Below are 22255 nucleotides of genomic sequence, written 5' to 3' on the forward strand. Positions count from 1 at the left end.
GGGGACGGTGTCGGCCGGCCCGTTCTCGACGACCTCGTGGCAGTACGTTTCCGACAGCGGGATCTCCGTATCGACCTCCAGCCCGTCGTGGTCGCCGCTGATCGCTTCGATCCGATAGTAGTCGGTCGCCGGATCGACGCGGGCCATGCCGCCGATCTCGAGGTCGAACACTTCGCGGCCGAACGCGAGGAGGTCGTCGATCTTCTCCTCGAACGACTGGTGGGGATCCGCGGCGATCGCGTACAGCTGCCGCTGGGCCCACTCCTCGGTCTCGAGAGTCGCCTCCGCGTCGGTGCGATCGACCAGCGTCTGCAGTTTGCGTTCGTTCTCCCGGGCGGGACGGTCGGGACCGAAGTACTCCTCGGGCGGGGTGTAGAAGACGTTCTGGCAGACCGTGCCGTCGTAGATGAGATAGGGGTGCGTCTGGATGACGTCCTCGATGATTTCCGGAGGCAACTCGGTGCGGTCGTACTGACACAGGGCCGTGCTCTCCTCGCCGTCGACGAGGTCGTTTACGTGCGCCTCGCAGCTCATGAACGCTTCCTGTGCGCGCTCGTCGTCGGCGAGCCACGTCTCCTCGGCGGTCACGCGGAACCCCTCGTACTCCGCGTGCGCCTCTTCCATGGCGCGCTCGAGGAGGTCGTACCCCTCGTCGACGTCGAACGCGCCGCCGTCGAGATACGTCTCCTCGACGGTGTGGACGGTGAGCTGTCCCGACTCGAGTGCGGCGTCGACGTCGATTCCACCGTTTCGCAGCGCGTCGAGTACCTCCTCGCGCGAACTGTCCGCGCGGATGTACATGCAGCGTTCGCCGCGCTCGAGTCCCTGTGCGACGTAGGGACCGACCGCCGCGAACCGTTCGGCGTGCGTCTCGTAGATCAGTCCGAAGTGGTCGACCGTCTCGTGGCCCTCGAGGGGCGCGACCGGACCGCGGAAGTCGGGGAAGTCAGTTCGGTCGCTCGGCCGCTCGAGCTCGCAATCGAGCGCCGGTTCTTCGTCGTCGCCGGGGTTCCGCGTTGTTTCACTCATAGAATCTGGTAGATCGGGTTGGAATCCGGACCGGTCCGAGTACTGTCGCGTGGTCGGACCGTCAATCGAGAGTGGAGGGCAATCGGTCTCACCGGAATCGTATCAGAGGAAGATCCTCGACGTACAAAAGAACGCGGCACAGTATCGACAACCCGCTGAAACGTAAGCGCAGTGCTCCTGACCCGAGCCTGTCACGAGAGCGTCGGTTGCCGCCTCCCGGTTCCGGATCAGGCCGACGCCATCTCCCGACAGCTCTCGGCACACTCCGGCAGGATCTCCGCGCAGGCCTGACAGTGGTCGTGGTCGTGCTGTTCGCACTCCTCGGCGCACTCCTCGCAGAGGTCGGCGCAGATCTCGCCCAGTTCCTCGTGGTAGCCCGAGTTGCGGGCCATAAAGCGCGCGTGCAGCGACGCGACGTCCGCCACGTCCCGGCAGAGCCGGATACAGCGGGCCATCCCGTCCTCGTCCGCGCAGGCGTCGGCACACCACTCGCAGACCTGCGCGGCCTCGAGACAGTTGTCGATACACTCCTGCATGTGGTCGTCCGCGTGGTCGATCTGTTGAAGCGCCATCACGCGAACCGATGCCGAGGATAGCCATCAAGCTATGACGGGCGTTTGCAAGGGTGAATTCCGCAGCACGGCCGCGAACGCTCGTATACGGCGGAAAAGTTCGCTATCGAGAGCGGTACCCGTCCGGCCCGATCGCTCTCACGGCCACGGCGAGTCGTCGTCCCCTTGAGTCGCCTCGTCGGTCGCACCGTCGGAATCGCGGTTCTGGCCCGAGTCGGTCCACGAAGCGTCCGATTCGTCGCTCGAGTCGTCGGACGACGGGGTAGTAGGGGACGCGCCGTCAGCGGTCGACCGGGGGTCGGCGACAGCGTCGGGTTCGGCTGTGGACTCGAGGTCGTCGCCGTCGGCAGCGTCGGGCTCGCTCGCGTCCGGCGACACCGCCGGCACGTCGACCGACCGCAGGGCGCGCCGCACGATATCGCCGCCCGCGACGCCCTCGACGCTGGCCTCGGTCGTGAGCACGATCCGGTGGGCCATCGTCGGCTCGGCGAGCCGTTTCACGTCGTCGGGCGTGACGTAGGATCGGCCGTCGATGACCGCCGCGGCGCGGGCCGCCTCGAAGACTCGCTGGACGCCCCGCGGCGAGACGCCGATCTCGGCGTGGCCGTCCCGGCGGGTCGCCCGCGCGAGGTCGATGATGTAGCGCCGGAGCTTCTCGTCGACGGTCACGTCTTCGGTCAGGTCCTGGATCGCCAGGACCGCGTCCGGATCGATAACCGGCTCGACGCTCGGCGACAGCGTCCGGCGGTTCGCCCGCCGCTCGAGCAGTCCCATCCCCCGTCGACGTCGGGGTAGCTGAGCGAGGTCTTGACGCTGAAGCGGTCGCGCTGGGCTCCGGAGGCGGAAGGTTCCCCCTGTTCGATCGGGTTCTGGGTCGCGACACGACGAAGGGCTCGGGCAGGTCGTAGGTCGTCCTGTCGACGCTGACCTGGCGTTCCTCCATGGCCTCGAGCAGCGCGGCCTGCGTTTTTCGCCCGCGCGAGGTCGATGATGTAGCGCCGGAGCTTCTCGTCGACGGTCACGTCTTCGGTCAGGTCCTGGATCGCCAGGACCGCGTCCGGATCGATAACCGGCTCGACGCTCGGCGACAGCGTCCGGCGGTTCGCCCGCCGCTCGAGCAGTCCCATCTCCCCGTCGACGTCGGGGTAGCCGAGCGAGGTCTTGACGCTGAAGCGGTCGCGCTGGGCCTCCGGGAGGCGGAAGGTTCCCCCCTGTTCGATCGGGTTCTGGGTCGCGATCACGACGAAGGGCTCGGGCAGGTCGTAGGTCGTCCCGTCGACGCTGACCTGGCGTTCCTCCATGGCCTCGAGCAGCGCGGCCTGCGTTTTGGGGGGCGCGCGGTTGATCTCGTCGGCCAGCACGACGTTGGCGAACACCGGTCCCTCCGAGAACTCGAACTCGCCGCTGTGTTCGTCGTAGACCGTCGACCCGCTCACGTCGGAGGGCAGCAGGTCGGGGGTAAACTGGATGCGCGTAAACTCCAGGCCCATCGACTCGGCGATCGTCCGGGCGATGACCGACTTGCCCGTCCCCGGCACGTCCTCGAGCAGGACGTGGCCGCGGGCGAACACGGCCGAGAGCACGGCGTAGAGCACGCCGTGATCGACCACGGCGGCTTCCTCGATGCGCCCGACGACGTCGCGGACGGTGGCTTCGGCGTCGGCGGGCGTCACGTTCGACTCGTCCATACGCGAACGTGATACTCGGTGAACATCAATCCCCTGATCGGTCCCGTCGGAGCCCAACCGCTACCCGCGCAACGGCACCAGCAACAGCACCGCGCCGAACGCGATCACGACGGCGCCCCCGGCGGTGCCGATCCCCGCGAACGCGCCCGACCGCAGCGCCTCGAGGCCGGCCGCAAGCAGGACGGCGCCCAGCGCCACGCCGACGGCGACCGCGGCGTGGAACAGCTCGAGGCGGCGGGTGTCGGGGAGGTGGCCGAGCTCGGCGGTCAGCCCGAGACCGAACGTCGAGACGTCCCAGACGAGCAAGGCGCCGGCGACGGTCGCGAACGTCAGGACGGGTTCGCCCCCGCCCAGCCCGATCGCGACGAACAGCAGCCCCGTCGCGGCGACGGCCGGGCCGGTCGCTCGAGTCGGGAGCAACTCCAGCCCGTCGGCGAGGACGGCGGCACCGCCGACGACGAACAGCGCCAGCGGTCCGGCCAGCAACAGCGCGGCGACCGGCGCACCGGAGGTCGTCAGTCCCCAGGCCAGCCGCGGGACGCCCCGGACCAGCCCGAAGAACAGGAGGACGGCCCAGACGACGCCGACGACCGTGATGGCGACGCCGACGGTCATCGCGACGGCGCTCCGGGTCGACTCGACGCTGATCTGACGGGTCAGGCGCCGCGCGGCGCCGGCCAGCGTTCCGGCGAGTGCGGTTCCGAACCCGACGGCGACGAGCGGCCAGACGACGAACGGCGACGACAGCCGCCGGAACAGCGCCCCGAGGCCGAGCTCTCGGACGACGCCGCCGAGCCCGCCCCAGGTCCAGAGCGCCGTCAGGACGATCCCCAGCACGGGGAGCCCGAAGAGCGTCCACCGGAGGCCCCGGTGGACGAGCTCCAGTCGCGCCCCGAGGCGCTCGCGTCGGGACCGGGGCGTCAACTGTCGGAGCGGAAGCCGTCGGTAGCCGACCAGGATCGCGGCGGCGGTCGCCCACACGACCGCCAGGAAGCCGAGAACGGACATCAGCGGCGCCGCCGGCCCGGTGACCCACTGCAGGGCGACTCGGCCGACCAGGGCGACGGCGAGCAGCACCGCGACGACGATCGCGCTGACGAGCATCGAGACGTAGGTCGCGGCCGCGCTCTTGACCGCCCGCGCGACGTCGTCGCTCCCGACGTCGGCCCAGGCCGCCGCGACGCCGACCAGCGAGAGCGCGCAGGCGGCCACGACGAACAGCGCCCGGTCGAGGAACGGTCCGACGACGACGAGCACCGCGAGCGCCGAGCCGGCGGTCACCAGCAGGAGGTGGCCGACGAACAGCCGGGCGAAGGAGTCGCGCTCGAGCAGGGCGACGCCGGCGACGGCGCCGCCGGCGACGAGGGCCAGCGTCGGCAACAGCGACGGCTCGCCGGTCCGGATACCGATCCCGCCGACGACGGCGACGACGACGAGCGTGGCCACCCAGAGGCTCGCCGCTCGCGGTCTGCCCTCGTCGCCGATCGCCGACGGACTGTCGAGGCGCGGGCCGGCGATGGCCATCTACCGATCACCTCCCCGTCGCGGCGAGGCGCCGTCGCCGTCGGCCGAGACCGCTCCCTCGCGTTCGGCTCCCGCGGAGTCGTCGGCCGGCGACCGCCACGCGTACTCGGCCGTCGCCGATTCCGACTCGCCCGTTGCGGACCCCGTCGAATCTACGCTCTCGGGCTCGGGTGCGGTCTCGCTATCTGCCCCGAACTCGCCCTCGCTGCCGGCTTCGCCGCCGTTCCGGCCACCGCCGCCGGATCCGCCCGAGAGGCGAGCGCTCGAGAGCCGCGCGTCGGCCGTGAAGGCGTGTTCGATGAGGACGGGCAGCGGCGTCCCGCGGCGCCAGTCGAAGGTCCGGGCGCCCAGCGCCTGGCAGCGGGCCAGCCGGGTCCGCCGCCGGAGCTGTTCGTACTGGCCGCTGACGGTGTTGGCCGGGACGACGTCGGGCGAGAGCACGACGACCGGGAGACCGCCCCCGCGCCAGCGCTCGACCGCCGTGACCGACCGGTCGTCGAGCACCGGCGAGAACAGCGCCACCTGCGCTCCCGCCGGCGCGAGTTCGAGCACCTTGCGGACCTGGCGGGGCAGTTGCCCGCGGTCCTGTCTCCCCGAGGACGTTCGCGAGAACCGCCCGCTCGAGGACTCGTCCGCCGTCGCCGAGCGGACGACCTCGAGTGCGCGCGTGCGCTGCTCGCGGCCGCTCGCGGGTTCGATCCAGTGGAGGCCCGCGGGCCCGTCGCCGTCGCGACCGATGACGGCGACGCCGACGTCGTGGCCGTGGCCGAGCAGATCGGTCAGCGTCCGGATCGCCGCGTAGGCCGCGAACTCGACGGCGGTCGGGCGGCCGGGCCCTGCGACGACCGCGTTGGACGGGCGGGCGTCGACGACCAGCACGACGGTCGCCGCGACCTGACGCTCGTAGTCGATCGTCGCGAGCGTCCCGCGTTTCGCGTAGTGACGCCAGTCGATCCGGTCGGCCGGATCGTCCGGCCGGTGCTCGCGAACGGAGTGGAAGGAGAGCCCCTCGCCGGGTCGGTCGGTCGTCAGCTGTCCGATCCGGCCGCGCCCGACCTCCTCGATCGGCGGCGCGTCGGCGTCGAGCCGACACACCAGCCGGTCCGCGCCCGCGGTCGACAGCCGCGTCGTCGCGACCGCGCTCGCGCCGAGCCCGCGAACGCGACACTCCGGCGCGTCGAACTCGTACTCGCCGCGCCGGGCGACGACTATGTACTCGAGGCGGCGTTCCTCGCCGGGCTCGAGGGTCGCGCCGGCCCGCGGCGATCCCTCGAGGACGGCGAGTTCCTCGGGGACCCCGTCGACGAGTCGACAGTCGGTGACCGTCCGATCCGACTCGTTTCGAACCGTCAGCGTCACGGTGACGGGGCGGCCGGGCGCCGCCGGCGTCGGCGAGACCTCGCGGACCGCCGCGAGTCCCTCGGGCACCGAGACGGTCGACAGCGAGCCGTAGGCCACGTAAACGAGCGGGACGATCGCCGCGAGCAACAGGACGGGGCTGGCGTCGAGCAGGCCGGCGAGGACGAGTACCACCGTCGCCGCGATCGCACCGCGCCAGCGCAGCCGTCTGCTCATCGGTCCGCCACCTCGCGTTGCCCGTCTGGCCCGTCCGTTTCGGGAGGATCCGCGCCGCTCTCGTTACTACTGTCGGCGTCCTCGGACGCGAACCGCGGCCGCGGCGGTCGCGGCCCGCGGACGGTCGCCGCCGGATCGACGGCCCGCTGGAGTCGGCCGTCGGCACCGCGCCGGAGTTCCTCGAGTCGCGGTTGCAAGACGGGCTTCGTCCGGGGGGCCGACTGGCCGGGGACCGACGGGAGGACCTCGTCGGCGGCCCCGGCGACGGCACTCATCGCCCGCCGACTGCGCTCGCGGGCGACTCGCTCGGGGAAGAGCCACGCTCGGAACCGCTCGCGCAGCGGTCGATCAGGGGGGTCGATCGACGGCTCGAGGACGCTCGCGGCCAGTCGGTCGTCGGTCCACGAGCCGTCCGCGAGCGTCGCTTTCGCCGCCTCCCGCGACTGGCCGCCCGCAACGAGGGCCTCGCCCAACGCCTCCCGGAGCGGCGGGCGAACCACCTCGAGGCCGTCTTCGACGGTCTCGCGGTGGCGCGCTCGCTCGCCGGCTCGCTCGATCACCGACGCGAGCTCGTCGCTCGAGAGTTCGGGGGTCCGATCGCTCCGCTCGGGGGTCGGCGCGGCGAACGAGTCGCCGGGCGCCCACGAGACGGGCGGTACGTCGGCCGTCGTATCGAGCGCGCCGCGGATCTTCGCGCCGCCGACCGCGATCGCGACGAGCGCGAGCACGAAGACCCCGAACGCGACGCTCGCCGTCCACGCCCACACCGGCTGCGCCTCGAGGCCGAACAGGAGGCCGGCCGCGACGAACGCGATCCCGAGGACCACGAGCAGCCACTCGCGGCGCGTCACGGCCGTTCACCCCCTGGATCGCGATCGGTCGCGTCGTCGACCGTCGATCCGTTCAAATCATCCGCGTTATTCGTTTCATCCGTGCCGCCTCCGTCGGCTGCGCTGGTCGTGGTGCCTGCGTTGTCCGTCTCGGCTGCGCCGCCCTCGGTGTCCGCGTCGTCACCACCGTCGTCAGACTCCGTCTCGAGGAGCGCCGCGTAGGCTGTATCGGCCCGATCCCGGACGCCGCTCGAGAGCGGGCGGCGGCCGTACTCGACCTCCCGAAACAGCGTCGTCAGTTCGTCGACCGGCCGGTCGGGGTACCCCTGCTGGCGGGCGGCGCGCTGGACCTCGCCGGGCGTGTAGTGGCGCCACCGGCGGGGGGCGACCCGTCGGGCGAAGGCCCGCCACAGCTCGCGGAACGTGAGGCGTTCGTCGGTCTCCGGCGCGGTGTCGGGCGCGGCGCCCGTCCGTTCGACGAATTCGTCCCCGTCGCCGTCGTCCTCGAACTTCTCAGGCTCGTCTTCGCCGCGACCCCGATAGAGCAGCGCCGCGACTCCGAGCGCGGCCGCGACGACGGCGGCTCCCCGCGGCCCGTCGACGACGTAGCCGGCGGCGACGGCGGGACCGGCGGCGAGGACGCCGATGACCGCCGTCGACGGAACCCGTCGAAGCGTCTCGAGCCGGCGACGGCCGATCGCGAGCCCCGCGCCGGGAGCGCGGCCAGCCAGCCGCCGAACGCCGCGGCCAGCGCCCTGCCGGATCGGGCAGCGACGAGGCCCACGCTCGAGCGGCCGCGAGCCGCGCGCGGAGCCAGTCGACGACGCGCTCGAGGCGGGCGACCAGCCCGAGGAGTCGGTTGACGATCCACTCGAGGGCGTCGTCCGCGGCGTCGCCGGGGGACGGCCGCGCGTCGAGGATCGTTCGACCGCTCCGGACGGAGGTGACGCCGAGCGCCAGCGCACCGAGAGTCAAGAGGGCGAGGGTGCCGGCGGCCCGTCCGTAGAACGCCTCGACGGCGAGGACGACCAGGGTCGCCCCCGTCGCGCCGAGGACGCCGGCCGCGCCGCGCCTGCCGTGAGTCCGGGCGGCGACGACGGTCAGTCCGACGACGGCGACGCCGAGAACGACCGCGACGCTGCCGTACTGGCCGGCGAGACTCACGGTCTCTGTCCGATCGGCCGTGCTGACCGTGATCGCCGTCGTCGGGTCGACGGGTAACGCGAGGGCGAGACGGCCGTCGTCGTCCGTCGTGCCGATTCTCTCGCCGCCGACCCGCACCTCGGCGTCCGCGACCGGCTCGTCGTCGACGGTCGCCTCGAGGACGCCGGGGCTTCCGGGGATCGGCGCCAGCCCCTCGGGGGAGAGCGCCACCTCGAGCAGTCGGACGTCGACGGTCGTCGTTCCGGCGAAATCGCCGCGGGCGACGCCGAGTTCGAACGATTCGGTGCCGTCGTCGGGGACGTCGATGACCGCGAGTCCGTCCGCGTTCGTCTCGCCGACCTCCTCGCCGTCGATCGTCACGCTCGCGTCGGCCATCGGGACGCCCTCGATGGACGCCTCGACGGTCACTGACTCGCCCGGGTCCGGCTGTCCGCGAACGGCGATTTCGACCTCTCCTTCGACCTCGTACTCGACGCTGCCGTTGTCGACCTCGTCGACTTCCTGAGCGCTCGCGAGCGCCGGCGCGTTCGCCGTCGAGTCGGTCGGCAACGGGCTCGGACTCGTTCCCGGGCCGGCGCCGAGTAGCGCGGTCGCGGACGCCGTCGCGCTCGCCGTCTCCGCGGTCCCCGAACACGCCGGATACTCGTCCGACTCGATGCGGACGTTCAGGTTCTCGACGTAGGGGACCGTTCCCGTCACGCGCCCCTGCTCGTCCGTTTTCCCGACGTAGTCGTCGTCGTACCAGACGTCGGCGCCGGCGACGGGCTCTCCCTCGTACTGGACCCGCGCCGTCACCTCGCTGCCGGGCGTCGGTTCGCGGTCCAGCCAGATCGCACACGCCGATGTGGAGGGCCCGTCGCCCCGCTCGATCCCGCGGTCGACGCTGTCGTCGGGTTCGGCGTCGCGGTCGCCGTTCTCGAGCCAGTCGAACTCGGTCCACTCGAGCAGTCCGTCCCAGTTGATGTCGAGATTCGGGATGCTGTCGGGGCCGTCGCCCTCCGGCTCGGCCGGGGCCGATCCCGGATCGACGTTCGGGTTCGTGTCCGGGTCGGCATCGGGATCGACGTTGGCGTCGGGACTCGTGATCCCGCTGCCGGCCGGGGCGAGAAACGCCGCGAGCACGATCGCCAGCGCCGCGAGCGCGACGACCGAGAGCTGTCGATAGTCGGGGCCGTCGTCCGTCGGTTCGTCGGGGGGATCTGGCACGTCGTAACACCTCGAGTTGCTGGATCGCCGGCGGCGGTCGGTTCAGGGCGGGATCGATTCGGCGTCGAAGCGGCCGGCCCGCGGAGGGGCGGACCGACCGGTCGCGTTCACAACGGAACGGTGGAACCTGCCGGTTCATTAAGGTATCCACCGCGCCCGATCGCGCTCGATTTTCCACCGAAGTATCTCGTCGAACGTTCTCGGGCCGAACGGCGCCGGTGAGATGACCGCGATGAAAGAGACGATCGAAACGGTCTATGAACGTCGGATCGACGTTCGAGTCCTTACCGTCGGGCCTCGAGTTCGGCCTCGAGGTCCTCGAGGCTCATCTCCTTCATCGAGAGCAAGACGAGCAAGTGGTAGACGATGTCGGCGGCCTCGTAGGCGACCTCCTCGCGGTCGTCGTCTTTCGCCGCGAGCACGAGTTCGGTCGACTCCTCGCCGAGTTTCTCCAGCACCGCGTTCTCGCCCTTCTCGTGGGTGAACAGCGAGGCGGTGTAGATACGTTGCGAATATCCTCGAGTTGCTCGAACTTTTCGCTCTCGTCGCGGCCGTCGGCGAAGACGTCCTCGGTGACCTCGATGGACGCGTTGGTTCGGGCTGCAAGCGCCAGCGAATCGCTCGGTCTGGCGTCGATGACGGTCTCGCCGCGGGGCGTCTGGACGTGGAGGTCGGCGATGTAGGTCCCGCCCTGGCCGTCCTCGCGTTGCTCGATCTCGTTGATGACGACGCGATCGATTCGGCTGCCCAGTTCCTCCATCACGTCCAGGAGGAGGTCGTGGGTCAGCGGACGACCGATATCGTCGGCCTCGAGGCCGCGGGCGATGCTCGTCGCCTCGTTGAAGCCGATGAAGATCGGAACCACGTCGTCCTCGCCCTCGACGGCGAGGACCACTACCGGAACCGGTCCCTCCGGAGTTCCCGCGACGCGAACCGCGTCGATAGAAGCCTGCATATCCTGACCCTCGCGTGCGAGGGAGAAAACATGTCCGGTCGCGAATGCATGCACGCGAGCGCGTCCCGACCGCCGGGCGAGTGGCGCGCTCCGCTCGAGGCCGTTCGGCGGTCGCTCGACTCGATGTAGCTGATGCGGGTAGCGATCTCAGGTCGCCGTCGCACTCGCTCTCGAACGTCGGCGTCGTATCGACCAAGCACTCGAGCGATCGCTCTCGGTGCGTTGTGGGTAGAAGAAACGAAGTCACGTGCTGCCGCTTCTCAACGACACTGTGAGTCCGTAGTTAGTTGCGGACGACGTTCGTCGCGCGGGGGCCCTTGGGAGCCTGTTCGATGTCGAATTCGATCTCGGTTCCTTCCGTGAGGTCCTCGCCGCCAACGTCTTCCATGTGGAAGAACACGTCGTCGTCGGAGTCGTCAGTCTCGATGAAACCGTAGCCGCCTGTGTCGTTGAAGAAGTCAACCTTACCGTTTGCCATTGCGACTAAACGAAGTGGGAATACACGGTTAAGTGTTCCGCATTCGTCCGGAAAATATTCTATCAGTTGTTGGAATATCATTCCAACTCGGATCTGGATGTCAATTTGTCCACGCACCATCGGTTATCCGGAGAATCGCGTCCGATCCGTCGGACTGCCGCGAGGCTTCTGTGGAATCCCCAGTTCGAGCGAGGCGCCGTGCCGTTCGGCGTCGGCCTCGGCGCCGAGACGCGCCTCCCGACGAGGCTTTACGTCTCCTCCAAGTGCTAGCTCCTGTGGATTCTAACGATGTTCGGCGTCAGTGGGCGGAGCGATCCGGCGAGTACTCACCGGAGTACTACGCCTACTACGGCCCGAACGAGACGAGCGACGCTATTCTCCGGACGCTCGAGCGATTCGTCGATCCGACCGCGCCGGTTCTGGAACTCGGCTGCAGTTCGGGCCGCCATCTCTCGCATCTCTACGAACACGGGTTCGACTCCCCGGTAGGGATCGAACTCAACGCCGACGCGTTCGACGTCATGGAGGACCACTACCCCGACCTCGCCGCCGACGGCGAGTTCTATCTCGACGCGATCGAAGACGTCGTCCGCGAGTTCGACGACGACCAGTTCGGCGCGGTCTACTCGGTCGAGACCCTCCAGCACCTCCACCCCGACGCGGAGTGGGTCTTCGAGGAGCTGGCCCGAATCACGGACGACCTCCTCATCACCGTGGAAAACGAGAGCGAACTCGAGGAGCGCGAGACCGAGCGCGACGAACCCGAACACACCGGGTCGACCGATCCCGAAGTGAGCTATGTCAACGACGACTTCCCGCTCTACTACCGCGACTGGAGCGCGATCTTCACCGACCTGGGGTTCGACGAAGTCGACGTCCAGACGGGCAAGCGGGACACCATCCGCACGTTTCGAACGACGGCGGACGCGACCGATCGCTGACTGCCGGGCGACCGCTGCGTAGCGTTCGACCGAAGACTATCGTTCTCTCCGACTACTACTCCCGCTGGCTGACAGCCGATGGGTTCCCCGTGCTGTCCGTGTGGCCCGTCGATCGACCTACCGCGCGTCCTCGAGAGCCGGCACGGCCGCCGCCTCGTTCTCGAAGAACGCGAGCCCGTGGATGCGGCTATCGGGGGTGAGTTCCGGGTGGAACGCGGTGCCGACGACCGGCCCCTGTTTCACGGCGACCGGGCGGCCGTCCCACGAGGCGAGCACCGCCGCGTCCCCGCCGGCGACGTCGTCGATGGCCGGCGCGCGGATGAACACCGCCGGATAGGGGTCGTCGTCGGCCAGTCCGTCGACCGCCAGCGGCGCCTCGAAGCTGTCCTTCTGCCGGCCGAAGGCGTTGCGCTCGACGCCGACGTCGAGCAGTCCGAGCTCCTCGACGCGGTCGTCGTTCGGCTCGCTCGAGGCGACGATCAGGCCGGCGCAGGTCGCGAGCAGGGGCTTGCCGGCCTCGACGTGGGCCCGAATTTCGGGGGCGATTCCCTCGCTGTGGACGAGCCGAGAGATGGTCGTCGACTCGCCGCCGGGCATCGCCAGCAGGTCGCAGTCGGGGACGAGCCCCGACTCGCGGATCTCGCGGACGGTGACCTCGCGGTCGCGGGCCGCGGCGGCGCGTTCGATGGCAGCGGCGTGTTCCTCGACGTCGCCCTGGACGGCGACGACGCCAGCGGTCAGTGACATGCCCGCGGCTAGGGAGGGGGACGGCAAAAAGGTCGCGTCGCCGGTTCGTTCTTCGTCACGCGTCGAACCAAATCGCCTCTTCGGCCGACCGCACCCGGGCCGGGGAACCTGTCGGCCGTACTACTCGAGGGATGGTTCACTGGTGAATACCGAACGGATCGCTCGACCTGGCGGGCGGTTCTCACGGCGGCTGCCGTCGATAGCGCGCGACTCCGGACGGCCGTACGCGCAGCAACCTTCCGTGCCCGAACACAAACAAAATTGTTTTTATATATGTATCATTGATACACGCCCATGATAGGAACTGGCGTATCACTTGGTATCATCGGCTACGGCGCTATACTCCTCATATTGTTGCTGGTAATACGGAAGCGAATGTACGTGATCCCCACGTTGATCGTGGTACCGGTGCTCGCCGCGCTGGTCGCCGGCTTCTCGTTCGAGGAGATCGGATCCTTCGCGGAGGAAGGACTCCAGGGAATCGTCGGTATCACAGCGATGTTCGCGTTCGCCGTCTGGTACTTCAGTATCATGCGGGACAACGGTCTGTTCGATCCCTTCGTCGCGCGGATCGTCGACAATATCATCGGGAGACCGGCGCTGCTGACGGTCGGGACCGTCGGCCTCGCGATGATGACGCACTTGGACGGCGCCGGCGCGACGACGATGCTCATCACGATTCCGGCCTTGCTCCCGCTGTACGACGCGCTCGACGTCGACCGGAGGATCCTCGCCGCGCTCGTCGCCCTCACCGCCGGGACGATGAACATGCTCCCGTGGGGCGGACAGGTCGTCCGCGGCGTGGCGGCGATCGAACCGGCGACGGTCTCGAATATTTTCAACCCGATGATCCCCGCCCAGGCCGCCGGGATGCTCTCCGTCTTCGGTATCAGGGCCGGCGGATCGATCTCGTCGCTTCGTCGTCGACGAGGCGACGAGCGATCGACGGCCGCGAGATCGAAACCGACTGGAAGTGGGTCTTCAACCTCCTGCTGACGATCGCCGTCCTCGGCGTGTTGATCGCTGGCGTCACCTCTCCGGAGGTTTCCTTCATGATCGGCGTCGTCGTCGCCCTCGCCGTCAACGTACCTGACTACGAGCGACAGAAGGAGGTCCTCGAGTCCTACGCGCCCGACGTGATGACCTACGTCGGCATCCTCTTCGCCGCCGGCGTGCTCATCGGCGTGCTCGAGGAGAGCGGGATGATCACCGAGATGGCGAACATTCTGGTCCTGCTCATCCCCGACGCGCTCGGCGCGCACCTCCCGGTCGTCGTCGCGATCGTCTCGCTGCCCGCCCGGCTCCTGTTCAGCCCCGACGCCTTCTACTTCGGCGTGCTGCCGGTGCTGGCCGAGACGAGCGCGGCGTACGGACACGATCCGGTCGCGGTGGTCCGCGCCTCCCTCGTCGGTCAGACCGTCGGCTTCCCCGTGTCGCCGTTCACGGGCGCGACCTACCTCCTCATCGGGCTGGCGGGGGTCGAACTCGGCGAACACATCAAGTTCACGCTCCCGCTCATGGTCATCCCGTCCAGCGTGATCCTCGTCGTCGGCCTGCTGCTGGGAGCGATTCCCCTCTGAACAGGCCGTTCGAACACAGCTAACTTCGTTTTCGCAGTGCAAAACCTCGCTTCCGCGCGCCGGTAGTGGACCCCGTTCGAGGAGCGACGTGACTACTCGCCGTCGCTCGAGCTCGAGCCCGAGCCCGATTGCGCTCGAAACCGAATTCGAATCCCGTCGGGATCGGTGCACTCGAGGCCGCCGGCGCGCTCGTCGACGGCCGCGCCCGCGTCCTCGAGTCGATCTCGAATCCGATTCAAATCTTCGCTCGAGGGGACGACGAGATCGAACCGCGAGAGGCCGCGAGCGTCGGGCGGCGCGGGACTCGAGCGGCCGTTCCAGGTGTTGCAGCCGAGGTGATGGTGGTAGTCGCCGGCGGCGACGAACAGCGCCTTCGGGGAAGCCGTCTTCACGTCGAAGCCGAGCGCGTCGACGTAGAACTCCCGGGCGGTCTCGAGCGACGACACCTCGAGGTGAACGTGGCCGAGAGTCGTACCGTCCGGGACGGTATCACCGGCCGTATCATCCGCGGCGGCCGCGACCGACTCGAGGTCGAGGGGCCACGAGCCGATCTGGATGCCGCCCTCGCCGTCGCGGGGCCACTCCGAGCGCGGCCGATCCCGGTAGAGTTCGACGCCGTTACCCTCGGGATCGTCGAGGTAGAGGGCCTCGCTGACGCCGTGGTCGGACGCGCCGGTGAGCGACCAGCGGTCGCGGATTCGGGCCAGCCCGTCCCCCAGCGCCTCGCGACTGGGGACCAGGAAGGCGTTGTGAAAGAGTCCCGCGGCGTCGGTCGGCCGCGGCCGGGCGTCCGGCGCGTGCCGGAGCTCGAGCAGCGGCGCGTCGCCGGCGCCGAGCACCGTCGTCGATCCGTCTCGCGAGAGCACCGAGAGGCCGATCACGTCCCGGTAGAACTCCGCGACGGCCGATTCGTCGCTGACCGTCAGTACGCTTCGTCCGAAGAGAGTCGCCGCCGGCAATCGGTCCCGAGAGTCGCTCATACGGGAGATATGCGACGCGCGTATATATGCTACCTGACCGCACGGTCAGACCGACCGACATCGCGTCGCGTCGAGCGCGCGGGTCCTCGTCGGTCGCTCCGCGGTCCCCGAGATCGCGCCGTGAACCGAGGCGAGCGGAGCGCTACCGCTCTCGAGCGGGTGGTCGGCGTCGAGAAGTGGGCGTCGGTCTACGCGACGAAGGTCAGCAGCTGTACCAGCACCCCGATCATCACGCCGGTCGCGATGACCGTCTTGGGGTCGATCTTGATCGCGTTCGAGTCCTCGGAGTCGAAGTACCGGACGAGCCCGGCACTGGACATCAGCCCACCGCTGTTCTGTCCTCGGTCCATACCCGCTACTACGGACGGGCGGAACTAAATCTTTCGTCCGCCGGTATCACTGACGTCACCGCTTGCGGCAATCGCAGACCGGTGGGAAACCCTTATGCGCGACGCGTCGGAACTAGCGATGAACCGATGACTGTCACACTCAAGGACTTCTACGCTGACTGGTGTGGCCCCTGTAAGACCCAGGATCCGATCCTCGAGGACCTCGAGGAGGACTGGGAGGGCCGATTTGAGGTCGAGAAGATCAACGTCGACGAACAGCAGGACGTCGCCAACGAGTACCAGGTTCGCTCGCTGCCGACCCTGATCATCGAGAACGACGACGGCATCGTCGAGCGCTTCGTCGGCGTCACCCAGCGCGACGACATCGAAGACGCCCTCGAGTCGGCCGGCGCGTAAGCGACGGGCCCCCTCGAGCCGCCGTTTTTCGCGACCGCTACGTCTCGATCAGCGACGGCGCTGGCGTCGCCTACGGTTCGTCCGGATCGATGTCGTCGGCGCCGGTCTCCCCGCCGGTGGCCGACTCCTCGTCGGACGCGGACTCGTCGGAGCCGAACGTCTCCTCGCGATCGATCGTCTCGTCGGCCGGCGGCTCTTCGGTGGCGCCGAACACGTCTTCCGAGTCCGCCTCGTCGCTGCGGTCCGTCTCGTCCGATTCCTCCGTCTCGTCGACGACTCGTTCGTCGTCAGTGTCCACCTCGGCGGCGTCGCTTCCGTTGATGACGTCCGTCCCGTCGGCGATTTCGACGGTAGTGACGGCGTCCCCGACCGTCTCGCCGGCCGCCGGCTCCTCGAGGTCGAACTCGTCGGTCGCGAGTTCGTCGCCGCCGACGCTGACCCGACCCTCCTCGATCTCGATGACGACGCCGTCCTCGGCCGCGCCGCGGCCGATCAACTGGTTCGCGGTCGACTCGACCTCCTGGTTGACCGACCAGACGAACCGCAGCACCGACTCGAGTTCGTTGCCGGCTTCGCGGACGCCGCGCTGGGGGGAGAGTTCGCCGAAGCTACGGGCTCCCTCCGGGTGGAGGTACTGGATCGGGTGGTCGTTCGGGACCTCCCGCAGGTCGACGTCGAACGACCAGACGTAGGGGAGCAACTGGATGGCGTACCCCTGCGGTTTCGGCGCTTTGCGACCGATGGCCGTCGAGGCGACGCCGATCGCCGTCGATCCCGAGTCGGTATCGTAGTAGACGCCGGGAAGGCCCGGAATTGAGACGCGCATACGCGAGCTATGGGAGCCACCGCGGGTGAGTCTGCACCCGGCACCTGCCACCCCAGTTTTCCCGCGCGGTCGCGGCCCGCCGGGGCTCAAAAGAAGGTGTCGGCGAACTTGTCCCGCGGATTGATATCGATCTCGCTGATGCTCGAGCGGTCCTGACCGGCGGCGAAGGCGATGACCTCGGCGACCTCCTCGGGTTCGCTCGCCTCGTCTTCGTCGAACGCGTCGGCGAACGCCTGCCCGTCGCCCGTCTCGAACTGCGAGCGGACTTCGGCGGGGTTGACGACGGTGATGCCGACCCCGTCGTCGCCGATCTGGGCGGCGACGCTCTTGGCGAAGCCGCGGGTCCACCATTTCGTAGCCGCGTAGACGGGGTTGGCCGGCCGCGGGTGGCGGCCGGCGAAACTGGCGACGAAGATCAGGTGGCCGTCGCGCTCGCGAACGTGGGGGATCGCCGCCCGCGTCGCGTAGAAGACGCCGTCGACGTTGGTCTCCTGCATCGTCTCGTACTCCTCGGTCGTCAACTCCTCGACCTCGCCGCCCCGGGAGAGCCCCGCGTTGTTCACCAGCACGTCGATCCCGCCGAAGGTCTCGACGGTCTCCTCGATCAGCGCGTCGACCGCGGACTCCTCGCGGACGTTCGTCGGAACGACCAGCGTCTCGGCGCCGTGGTCGGCCTCGAGTTCGTCCGCGAGGTCGGCCAACTGATCCTCGCTGCGGGCCGCGAGGACGACGTTCGAACCTCTGGCCGCGAGTTCGCGACAGGTCGCGGCGCCGATTCCCGAACTGGCTCCCGTGACGATCGCCGTCTCCCCGGCGAGTGATCCGTCGGTCATGGTCGGCACTCACGACGAACGCCCTCTAAAACGCCCGGGTTGCGTCGCGCTCTCCGAGGCCGACCGACGATTCCCTCGAGCCCCCTCGAGTCGTCCCTGAGCCGTAGCAACCTGGCACGGCCCCCGATCGGTCCGACGGACCGGTCGTTCACTCGGCGGCCCGAACGCGACGGCGTCGAACGACCGGCGGGGGATTCCGGTATCGAAACCGCGGCAGCCGCACTGCGGCCCGGGTTCCGCCAGTCAGCCGGCGAAATCGGCCAGTTGCTCGTTGATCGTCTCCGTCTCGTCGGCGACGAGGCCGTGACCGCTGTTCTCGAACCGGATCAGTTCGGCGTTCTCGATACCCTCTTCGAGCACCTCACCGGTGATCTCGATCGGGGTGACCTCGTCGTGGACGCCGTGATAAATTTTCGTCGGCACGGTGATGTCGTCCACGTCCGGCCGGAGATCGGCGTCGCGCCAGGTCTCGGCGGAGGCGATCGTCGCCTGCCCGGACGCTTCCATCCCGAGGCTCCAGATCCAGTCCGTCATCTCGTCGCTCTGGTCGGTGTGAAACAGCATCTCGGCGAAGTCGGCGTTCATCTTCGCGCGGTCGGTCCGCGCGCCCTCGATGAGCGGGTTCACGTCCGACTCGTCGAGCCCCTCGGGGAAGTCCGGCTTCTCGGTGATAACCGGACTCGCGGGGGCCAGCAACGCGAGCTTGTCGACGCGGGCCTCGTCGTGTCGACTCATGTACCGAGTCGCAGTGCCGCCGCCCATCGAGAACCCCGCTAACGTCGCGTCGTCGACGTCCAGTTCGTCGAGGACCGCGCGCACGTCGTCGGCGAAGCGGTCGTAGCTGTAGTCTCCGTACGGTTTCTCCGACTCTCCGTAACCGCGGAGATCGATGCCGATACAGCGAAAGCCCTCGTCGAGGAGGTAGGTGTACTGGTACTCGAACATCCGGTGGTTGAGCGGCCAGCCGTGCAGGAAGACGACGGGGTCGCCCTCGCCCAGGTCACGCGCGAATACGTCGACGCCGTCCTCGGCCGTGATGTGTGGCATGCGGGGAGCGCTATCTCGCCTACCGGTATCAAGGAGCACCTTTCATGTCCCGACTCAGATTCCGTTACGGTCCGGTACGGACGCGGCGAACGCCCTCGGTGAGAAAATAGCCGCCGCCCGTTAGTTCGGGCTCGAAACAGTGGTCCGGCGTCAGTAGTCCTCGAGGGCGTACAGCTCGCCGTACTTCGACGTGACGTACTCGAGGAAGGGGTCGGCCGTCAGCTCCTGGCCGGTCGCGCGCTCGATCAGTTCGGGCGTGGTGTAGCGCTTGCCGTGCCGGTGGACGTTCTCGCGGAGCCAGCCGTTGAGGGCCTCGAAGTCGCCCTCGCGGATGTCGTCGTCGAGATCGCCTCGGGGCTCATCGCCGCTCGGCTTTTCCGAGGCGCTACGCGCCTCGCTCCCGAGTTCGTCCTCGGCGGCGGCGTACAGCTGCGCCGCGAGCACGGAACCGAGCGAGTACGTCGGGAAGTAGCCGAAGGAGCCGTGAGACCAGTGGATGTCCTGTAGGCAGCCCTCCGCGTCGGTCTCGGGTCGGACGCCGAGGTACTCCTCGTACTTGTCGTTCCAGACCTCCGGGACGTCTTCGACCGCGAGGTCCCCGCGGATCAGATCGCGCTCGATCTCGAAGCGGATCACGATGTGGAGGTGGTAGGTGAGTTCGTCCGCCTCGACCCGGATGAGATTGTCGTCGTGGACCTGGTTGGCCGACTCGTAGGCCGCCTCGGGCGTGACGTCCTCGAGTTCGGGAAACCGCTCGCGGGCGATCGGCAGGAACTGCTCCCAGAAGGGCCGGGAACGGCCGACGTGGTTCTCCCAGAGCCGGGACTGGGACTCGTGGACCGAGAGGTCCCGCGCCTCGCCCAGCGGCGTACCGTAGCCCTCGTCGGGCAGGCCGAGCGTGTAGTTGGCGTGGCCGAACTCGTGGATCGTCGAGGTGATGGAGCCCAGCAGATCGTCCTCCTCGAAGCGGGTCGTCACGCGGGCGTCGAACTGCGTCCCCGAGGAGAACGGGTGGGGTGCGGTGTCCAGCCGACCGCGATCCCAGTCGTACCCCAGCGAGTCGAGGACGTCCCGCGCCAGCGCCTCCTGATCGTCGTCGTCGAACTCCCCCGCGAAGGCCTCGGTCTCGAGGTCGGCGTCGCTGTCTTCGACCGCGTCGATCAGCGGCACGAGTTCCTCGCGGAGCCGCTCGAGGACCCGCTCGGCCGTCTCGAGGTCGATGTAGGGCTCGTAGTCCGAGAACAGCACCTCGTAGGGGTCGGCGTCGGGATCGATGTGTTCGGCGTACTCCCGCTTCAGTTCCACGAGCTTCTCGAGGACGGGCGCGAACTCCTCGAAGTCGTCGTTCTCCTTGGCCTGCTTCCAGGCGGGATGAGCGTTGGTCGTCGTCTCGGAGATCTCCTCGACGAGTTCCTGCGGGACGCTGGTCTCGCGGTCGTACTTGCGCCGGACTTCCCGGACGACCGCGGCCTGTTCCTCCTCGAGGTCGCCGTCTTCTAACTCCTCGAGCAACGCGCCGGTCTCGTCGGCCGTCAGCAGTTCGTGGCTGATCGCGGACAGCGCCGAGAGCTGCTGTGCGCGGGCGGGCGTCCCCTCGTCGGGCATCACGACTTCCTGGTCCCACTGGAGGATGCCGGACGCGTTCGAGACGTTCGCGATCCGCCGAACGCGTTCTTCGAACGCCGCGTAGCTGTCGTCGGCCGCCTCGCTTCGGGCCTGATCGGTCGCCATAGGCGACCGATACACGCGGCGGCCGTATCAACGTCGTGGTTCCGGCGGTTTCCGGTCGTCGGTCGCCGCGGCGGTTCGGGGCTCGCGCGTTCGCCGGCCTTCGAGCCGCTGTGAGTCGAGCGTCGGCCGGCCCGGTCGGCTCGAGCCAGTCGACCGAAAGCTATCGCGATCACCGACAGTCTCGCTCCCGTATCAGCGCCCTGTTTCGGCGCCATACCGGCATTATACGCGGCCGATGATCGCTGTATAGAACTTGCAAGCAGTGGACTGTTCGGGCTATCTGACGTGTGTTCCTGTACAATGGTCGCTGCGTCACCAATCGGGTCAGCCATCGTGTTCGTGGTGAGCCTGCTGATCGGTGCACTGGGAATCTACGTCGGCGCCCGGATCATCGTCGGGGCCGACGACTACGACCACGCGATCGTCACCGCGTTGATCGGGGCGATCGTCTGGGGGCTCGTCGGCTTCTTCGTCGGGTGGATCCCCCTACTCGGGCCGCTGCTGGCGCTGCTGGCGTACATCGGCGTGATCAACTTCCAGTACCCCGGCGACTGGACCGCCGCGGCGATGATCGGCCTCGTCGCCTGGGTGACGGTGCTGGTCGTCCTCTACGCCCTCGCCGCGCTCGGGGTCACCGCCTTCGACGCCGTCGGTATCCCCGGCGCCTGAGCGGCGCCGCGTCCCTTCTCCGGCCCCACGTTGCGAGTGTCGTCCCATAGACGTAAGCGGATTCGTCCCGAATCACGGTCCATGGATATGGATACTCGCATTCTCGTTCCGACCGACGGGAGCGACTCCGCGAGGGCGGCCCTCGAGCACGCGCTGGATATCGCCGCCGACCGGGACGCGGTCGTGCACGTCCTCAACGTCGCGGACACGAACCAGCCGAGTCTCACGCGCCTCGGCACGCAGGTCGTCGACGCCTTAGAGGAGGAAGGCGAGGAGATCGTGTCGGCGGCCGCCGAACTGGCCGCGGAGCGCGACGTGGCCGTCAGCACGCACGTCGTCCAGGGCGAACCGCGCGAGACGATCGTCGAGTTCGTCACCGCCGGCGCGGAGTCGGAGTCGGAGTCGGACGACGCGGACGGCGTCGCGTTCGATTTCGTCGTGATGGGAGCCCACGGCCGACGCGGCCTGGGCGAGTACATCCTCGGCAGCGTCACGGACTACGTCGTCAACCGGAGCGAGGTGCCGGTGCTGACGGTTCGCGCGGCCGACGACGCGAGGGCGACCTACCCCTACGGGGACGTCCTCGTGCCGACCGACGGGAGCGTTCACGCGAGGGCGGCGGTCGAACTCGGCGCGCAGTTCGCCAACCGCTGTGGCGGGACGTTGCACCTGCTGTCGGTCATGGACGAACTGCCGGAGGTCGCCGACGCGGAAACGGCCCCGCTCCCCGCCCAACTCGAGGAGAACTTGCGGGAGGCGCTCGAGGAGGACGCGGCGACCGCCGCGCGGGCGGGCGCCGACGACGTCGAGACCGCCATCGAGACCGGCTCGGTGCCGCGAGAGGTCCTCGCCTACGCCGAGGCGGAGGCGATCGACCTCGTCGTGATGGGCACCCACGGCCGGACCGGTATCGACCGCCACTTGCTCGGCAGTTTCACGGAGCGCGTCATTCGCACGTCCCCGGTTCCCGTTCTCACGACGCGCCGCGCCGAGGAGATGGACTGACCTCGTTCGCCCGACGCCGGACGTCGCCGCGACTCGTTCGAAACCCTGACAGTCACCGGTAGAACGCCCGACAGCGGAGACGAGAAAGCCTATAAGCGGACCGAGACGGGTCCTACGTAGCCACCTGAC

Annotated in this window: 21 protein-coding genes and 4 pseudogenes; 6 read left to right on the plus strand and 19 right to left on the minus strand. The window is 68.9% G+C overall.

What is annotated here, in order from left to right; genetic code table 11:
• Nucleotides 1–426: 426 nt before the first annotated feature.
• From HTZ84_RS23220 to HTZ84_RS18825, 12 genes and pseudogenes are all read right to left on the minus strand, one after another.
• Nucleotides 427–1029: pseudogene (locus HTZ84_RS23220) on the minus strand (MEDS domain-containing protein); the annotation flags it as partial.
• Nucleotides 1030–1256: 227 nt separating this feature from the next.
• Nucleotides 1257–1601: a four-helix bundle copper-binding protein gene (locus HTZ84_RS18780; RefSeq protein ID WP_174682069.1), complete on the minus strand. Its 345-nt coding sequence runs from the start codon at nucleotides 1599–1601 to the stop codon at nucleotides 1257–1259.
• A gap of 138 nt (nucleotides 1602–1739) precedes the next feature.
• Nucleotides 1740–2375 (minus strand): AAA family ATPase, encoded by a 636-nt coding sequence (locus HTZ84_RS18785; RefSeq protein WP_217468244.1) that lies wholly within the window; start codon nucleotides 2373–2375, stop codon nucleotides 1740–1742.
• Nucleotides 2376–2572: 197 nt separating this feature from the next.
• Nucleotides 2573–3289: pseudogene (locus HTZ84_RS18790) on the minus strand (AAA family ATPase); the annotation flags it as partial.
• Between the two features lie 60 nt (nucleotides 3290–3349).
• Nucleotides 3350–4813, minus strand: coding sequence for a hypothetical protein (locus tag HTZ84_RS18795; protein WP_174682070.1), 1464 nt, complete (start codon nucleotides 4811–4813; stop codon nucleotides 3350–3352).
• Nucleotides 4814–6388 (minus strand): DUF58 domain-containing protein, encoded by a 1575-nt coding sequence (locus tag HTZ84_RS18800; RefSeq protein WP_174682071.1) that lies wholly within the window; start codon nucleotides 6386–6388, stop codon nucleotides 4814–4816. It abuts the gene before it with no gap.
• Complete coding sequence (locus tag HTZ84_RS18805; RefSeq protein WP_174682072.1) at nucleotides 6385–7239, minus strand: phage holin family protein; 855 nt, start codon at nucleotides 7237–7239, stop codon at nucleotides 6385–6387. The genes HTZ84_RS18800 and HTZ84_RS18805 overlap by 4 nt, the downstream gene beginning before the upstream one ends.
• On the minus strand, nucleotides 7236–7766 hold the full coding sequence (locus tag HTZ84_RS22940) for a DUF4129 domain-containing protein (protein ID WP_309138892.1): 531 nt from the start codon (nucleotides 7764–7766) through the stop codon (nucleotides 7236–7238). The genes HTZ84_RS18805 and HTZ84_RS22940 overlap by 4 nt, the downstream gene beginning before the upstream one ends.
• Nucleotides 7732–9588, minus strand: coding sequence for a DUF4198 domain-containing protein (locus tag HTZ84_RS18810; protein ID WP_254611779.1), 1857 nt, complete (start codon nucleotides 9586–9588; stop codon nucleotides 7732–7734). The genes HTZ84_RS22940 and HTZ84_RS18810 overlap by 35 nt, the downstream gene beginning before the upstream one ends.
• Before the next feature lie 284 nt (nucleotides 9589–9872).
• Nucleotides 9873–10088 (minus strand): annotated as a pseudogene (hisE, locus tag HTZ84_RS18815) (phosphoribosyl-ATP diphosphatase); the annotation flags it as partial.
• Nucleotides 10088–10543, minus strand: a pseudogene (locus HTZ84_RS18820) (bifunctional nuclease family protein); the annotation flags it as partial. The pseudogenes HTZ84_RS18820 and hisE, both read right to left, overlap by 1 nt.
• Before the next feature lie 283 nt (nucleotides 10544–10826).
• Nucleotides 10827–11021, minus strand: a complete 195-nt coding sequence (locus tag HTZ84_RS18825; RefSeq protein WP_008893559.1) for a cold-shock protein — start codon at nucleotides 11019–11021, stop codon at nucleotides 10827–10829.
• Between the two features lie 275 nt (nucleotides 11022–11296).
• Here HTZ84_RS18825 and HTZ84_RS18830 point away from each other — a divergent pair, with 275 nt between their 5' ends.
• Entirely contained in the window at nucleotides 11297–11962 is a 666-nt protein-coding gene (locus tag HTZ84_RS18830; protein ID WP_174682073.1) for a class I SAM-dependent methyltransferase, read from the plus strand.
• 117 nt (nucleotides 11963–12079) lie between these two features.
• Here HTZ84_RS18830 and pdxT read toward each other — a convergent pair whose 3' ends face one another.
• Nucleotides 12080–12709: a pyridoxal 5'-phosphate synthase glutaminase subunit PdxT gene (gene pdxT, locus HTZ84_RS18835; protein ID WP_174682074.1), complete on the minus strand. Its 630-nt coding sequence runs from the start codon at nucleotides 12707–12709 to the stop codon at nucleotides 12080–12082.
• A 375-nt stretch (nucleotides 12710–13084) separates the two neighbouring features.
• Between pdxT and HTZ84_RS22945 the strand changes: the two genes are divergently transcribed.
• Both HTZ84_RS22945 and HTZ84_RS22950 read left to right on the plus strand, forming a co-directional pair.
• The gene (locus HTZ84_RS22945; RefSeq protein ID WP_254611780.1) at nucleotides 13085–13705 is read left to right on the plus strand and encodes an SLC13 family permease; all 621 of its coding nucleotides are present in this window, start codon (nucleotides 13085–13087) and stop codon (nucleotides 13703–13705) included.
• A 17-nt stretch (nucleotides 13706–13722) separates the two neighbouring features.
• Nucleotides 13723–14289, plus strand: a complete 567-nt coding sequence (locus tag HTZ84_RS22950; RefSeq protein WP_394353286.1) for a transporter permease — start codon at nucleotides 13723–13725, stop codon at nucleotides 14287–14289.
• Nucleotides 14290–14381: 92 nt separating this feature from the next.
• On the opposite strand, the gene HTZ84_RS18845 is transcribed toward HTZ84_RS22950, so the two are convergent.
• On the minus strand, nucleotides 14382–15269 hold the full coding sequence (locus tag HTZ84_RS18845; RefSeq protein WP_174682075.1) for a VOC family protein: 888 nt from the start codon (nucleotides 15267–15269) through the stop codon (nucleotides 14382–14384).
• A 188-nt stretch (nucleotides 15270–15457) separates the two neighbouring features.
• Nucleotides 15458–15619, minus strand: coding sequence for a preprotein translocase subunit Sec61beta (locus HTZ84_RS18850; protein WP_008893563.1), 162 nt, complete (start codon nucleotides 15617–15619; stop codon nucleotides 15458–15460).
• A gap of 126 nt (nucleotides 15620–15745) precedes the next feature.
• On the opposite strand from HTZ84_RS18850, the gene HTZ84_RS18855 reads away from it, so the two are divergent.
• On the plus strand, nucleotides 15746–16015 hold the full coding sequence (locus tag HTZ84_RS18855; protein WP_008893564.1) for a thioredoxin family protein: 270 nt from the start codon (nucleotides 15746–15748) through the stop codon (nucleotides 16013–16015).
• Between the two features lie 70 nt (nucleotides 16016–16085).
• Here HTZ84_RS18855 and HTZ84_RS18860 read toward each other — a convergent pair whose 3' ends face one another.
• From HTZ84_RS18860 to HTZ84_RS18875, 4 genes are all read right to left on the minus strand, one after another.
• Nucleotides 16086–16841 carry a hypothetical protein gene (locus HTZ84_RS18860; protein WP_174682076.1) on the minus strand — a complete coding sequence of 252 codons (756 nt, stop codon included), beginning with the start codon at nucleotides 16839–16841 and terminating at the stop codon, nucleotides 16086–16088.
• 86 nt (nucleotides 16842–16927) lie between these two features.
• Nucleotides 16928–17674, minus strand: coding sequence for an SDR family oxidoreductase (locus HTZ84_RS18865; RefSeq protein WP_174682077.1), 747 nt, complete (start codon nucleotides 17672–17674; stop codon nucleotides 16928–16930).
• Nucleotides 17675–17917: 243 nt separating this feature from the next.
• Complete coding sequence (locus HTZ84_RS18870; RefSeq protein ID WP_174682078.1) at nucleotides 17918–18721, minus strand: alpha/beta fold hydrolase; 804 nt, start codon at nucleotides 18719–18721, stop codon at nucleotides 17918–17920.
• A gap of 150 nt (nucleotides 18722–18871) precedes the next feature.
• A complete protein-coding gene (locus tag HTZ84_RS18875) occupies nucleotides 18872–20452 on the minus strand; it encodes a carboxypeptidase M32 (protein ID WP_174682079.1) in 1581 nt (526 codons plus the stop codon).
• Between the two features lie 300 nt (nucleotides 20453–20752).
• Between HTZ84_RS18875 and HTZ84_RS18880 the strand changes: the two genes are divergently transcribed.
• Both HTZ84_RS18880 and HTZ84_RS18885 read left to right on the plus strand, forming a co-directional pair.
• Nucleotides 20753–21121 (plus strand): hypothetical protein, encoded by a 369-nt coding sequence (locus HTZ84_RS18880; RefSeq protein ID WP_174682080.1) that lies wholly within the window; start codon nucleotides 20753–20755, stop codon nucleotides 21119–21121.
• Nucleotides 21122–21208: 87 nt separating this feature from the next.
• On the plus strand, nucleotides 21209–22126 hold the full coding sequence (locus HTZ84_RS18885) for a universal stress protein (RefSeq protein WP_174682627.1): 918 nt from the start codon (nucleotides 21209–21211) through the stop codon (nucleotides 22124–22126).
• The last annotated feature ends 129 nt before the right edge of the window (nucleotides 22127–22255 follow it).

Source organism: Haloterrigena gelatinilytica, assembly GCF_013342145.1.
GTDB classification, from domain to species: Archaea; Halobacteriota; Halobacteria; order Halobacteriales; family Natrialbaceae; genus Haloterrigena; species Haloterrigena gelatinilytica.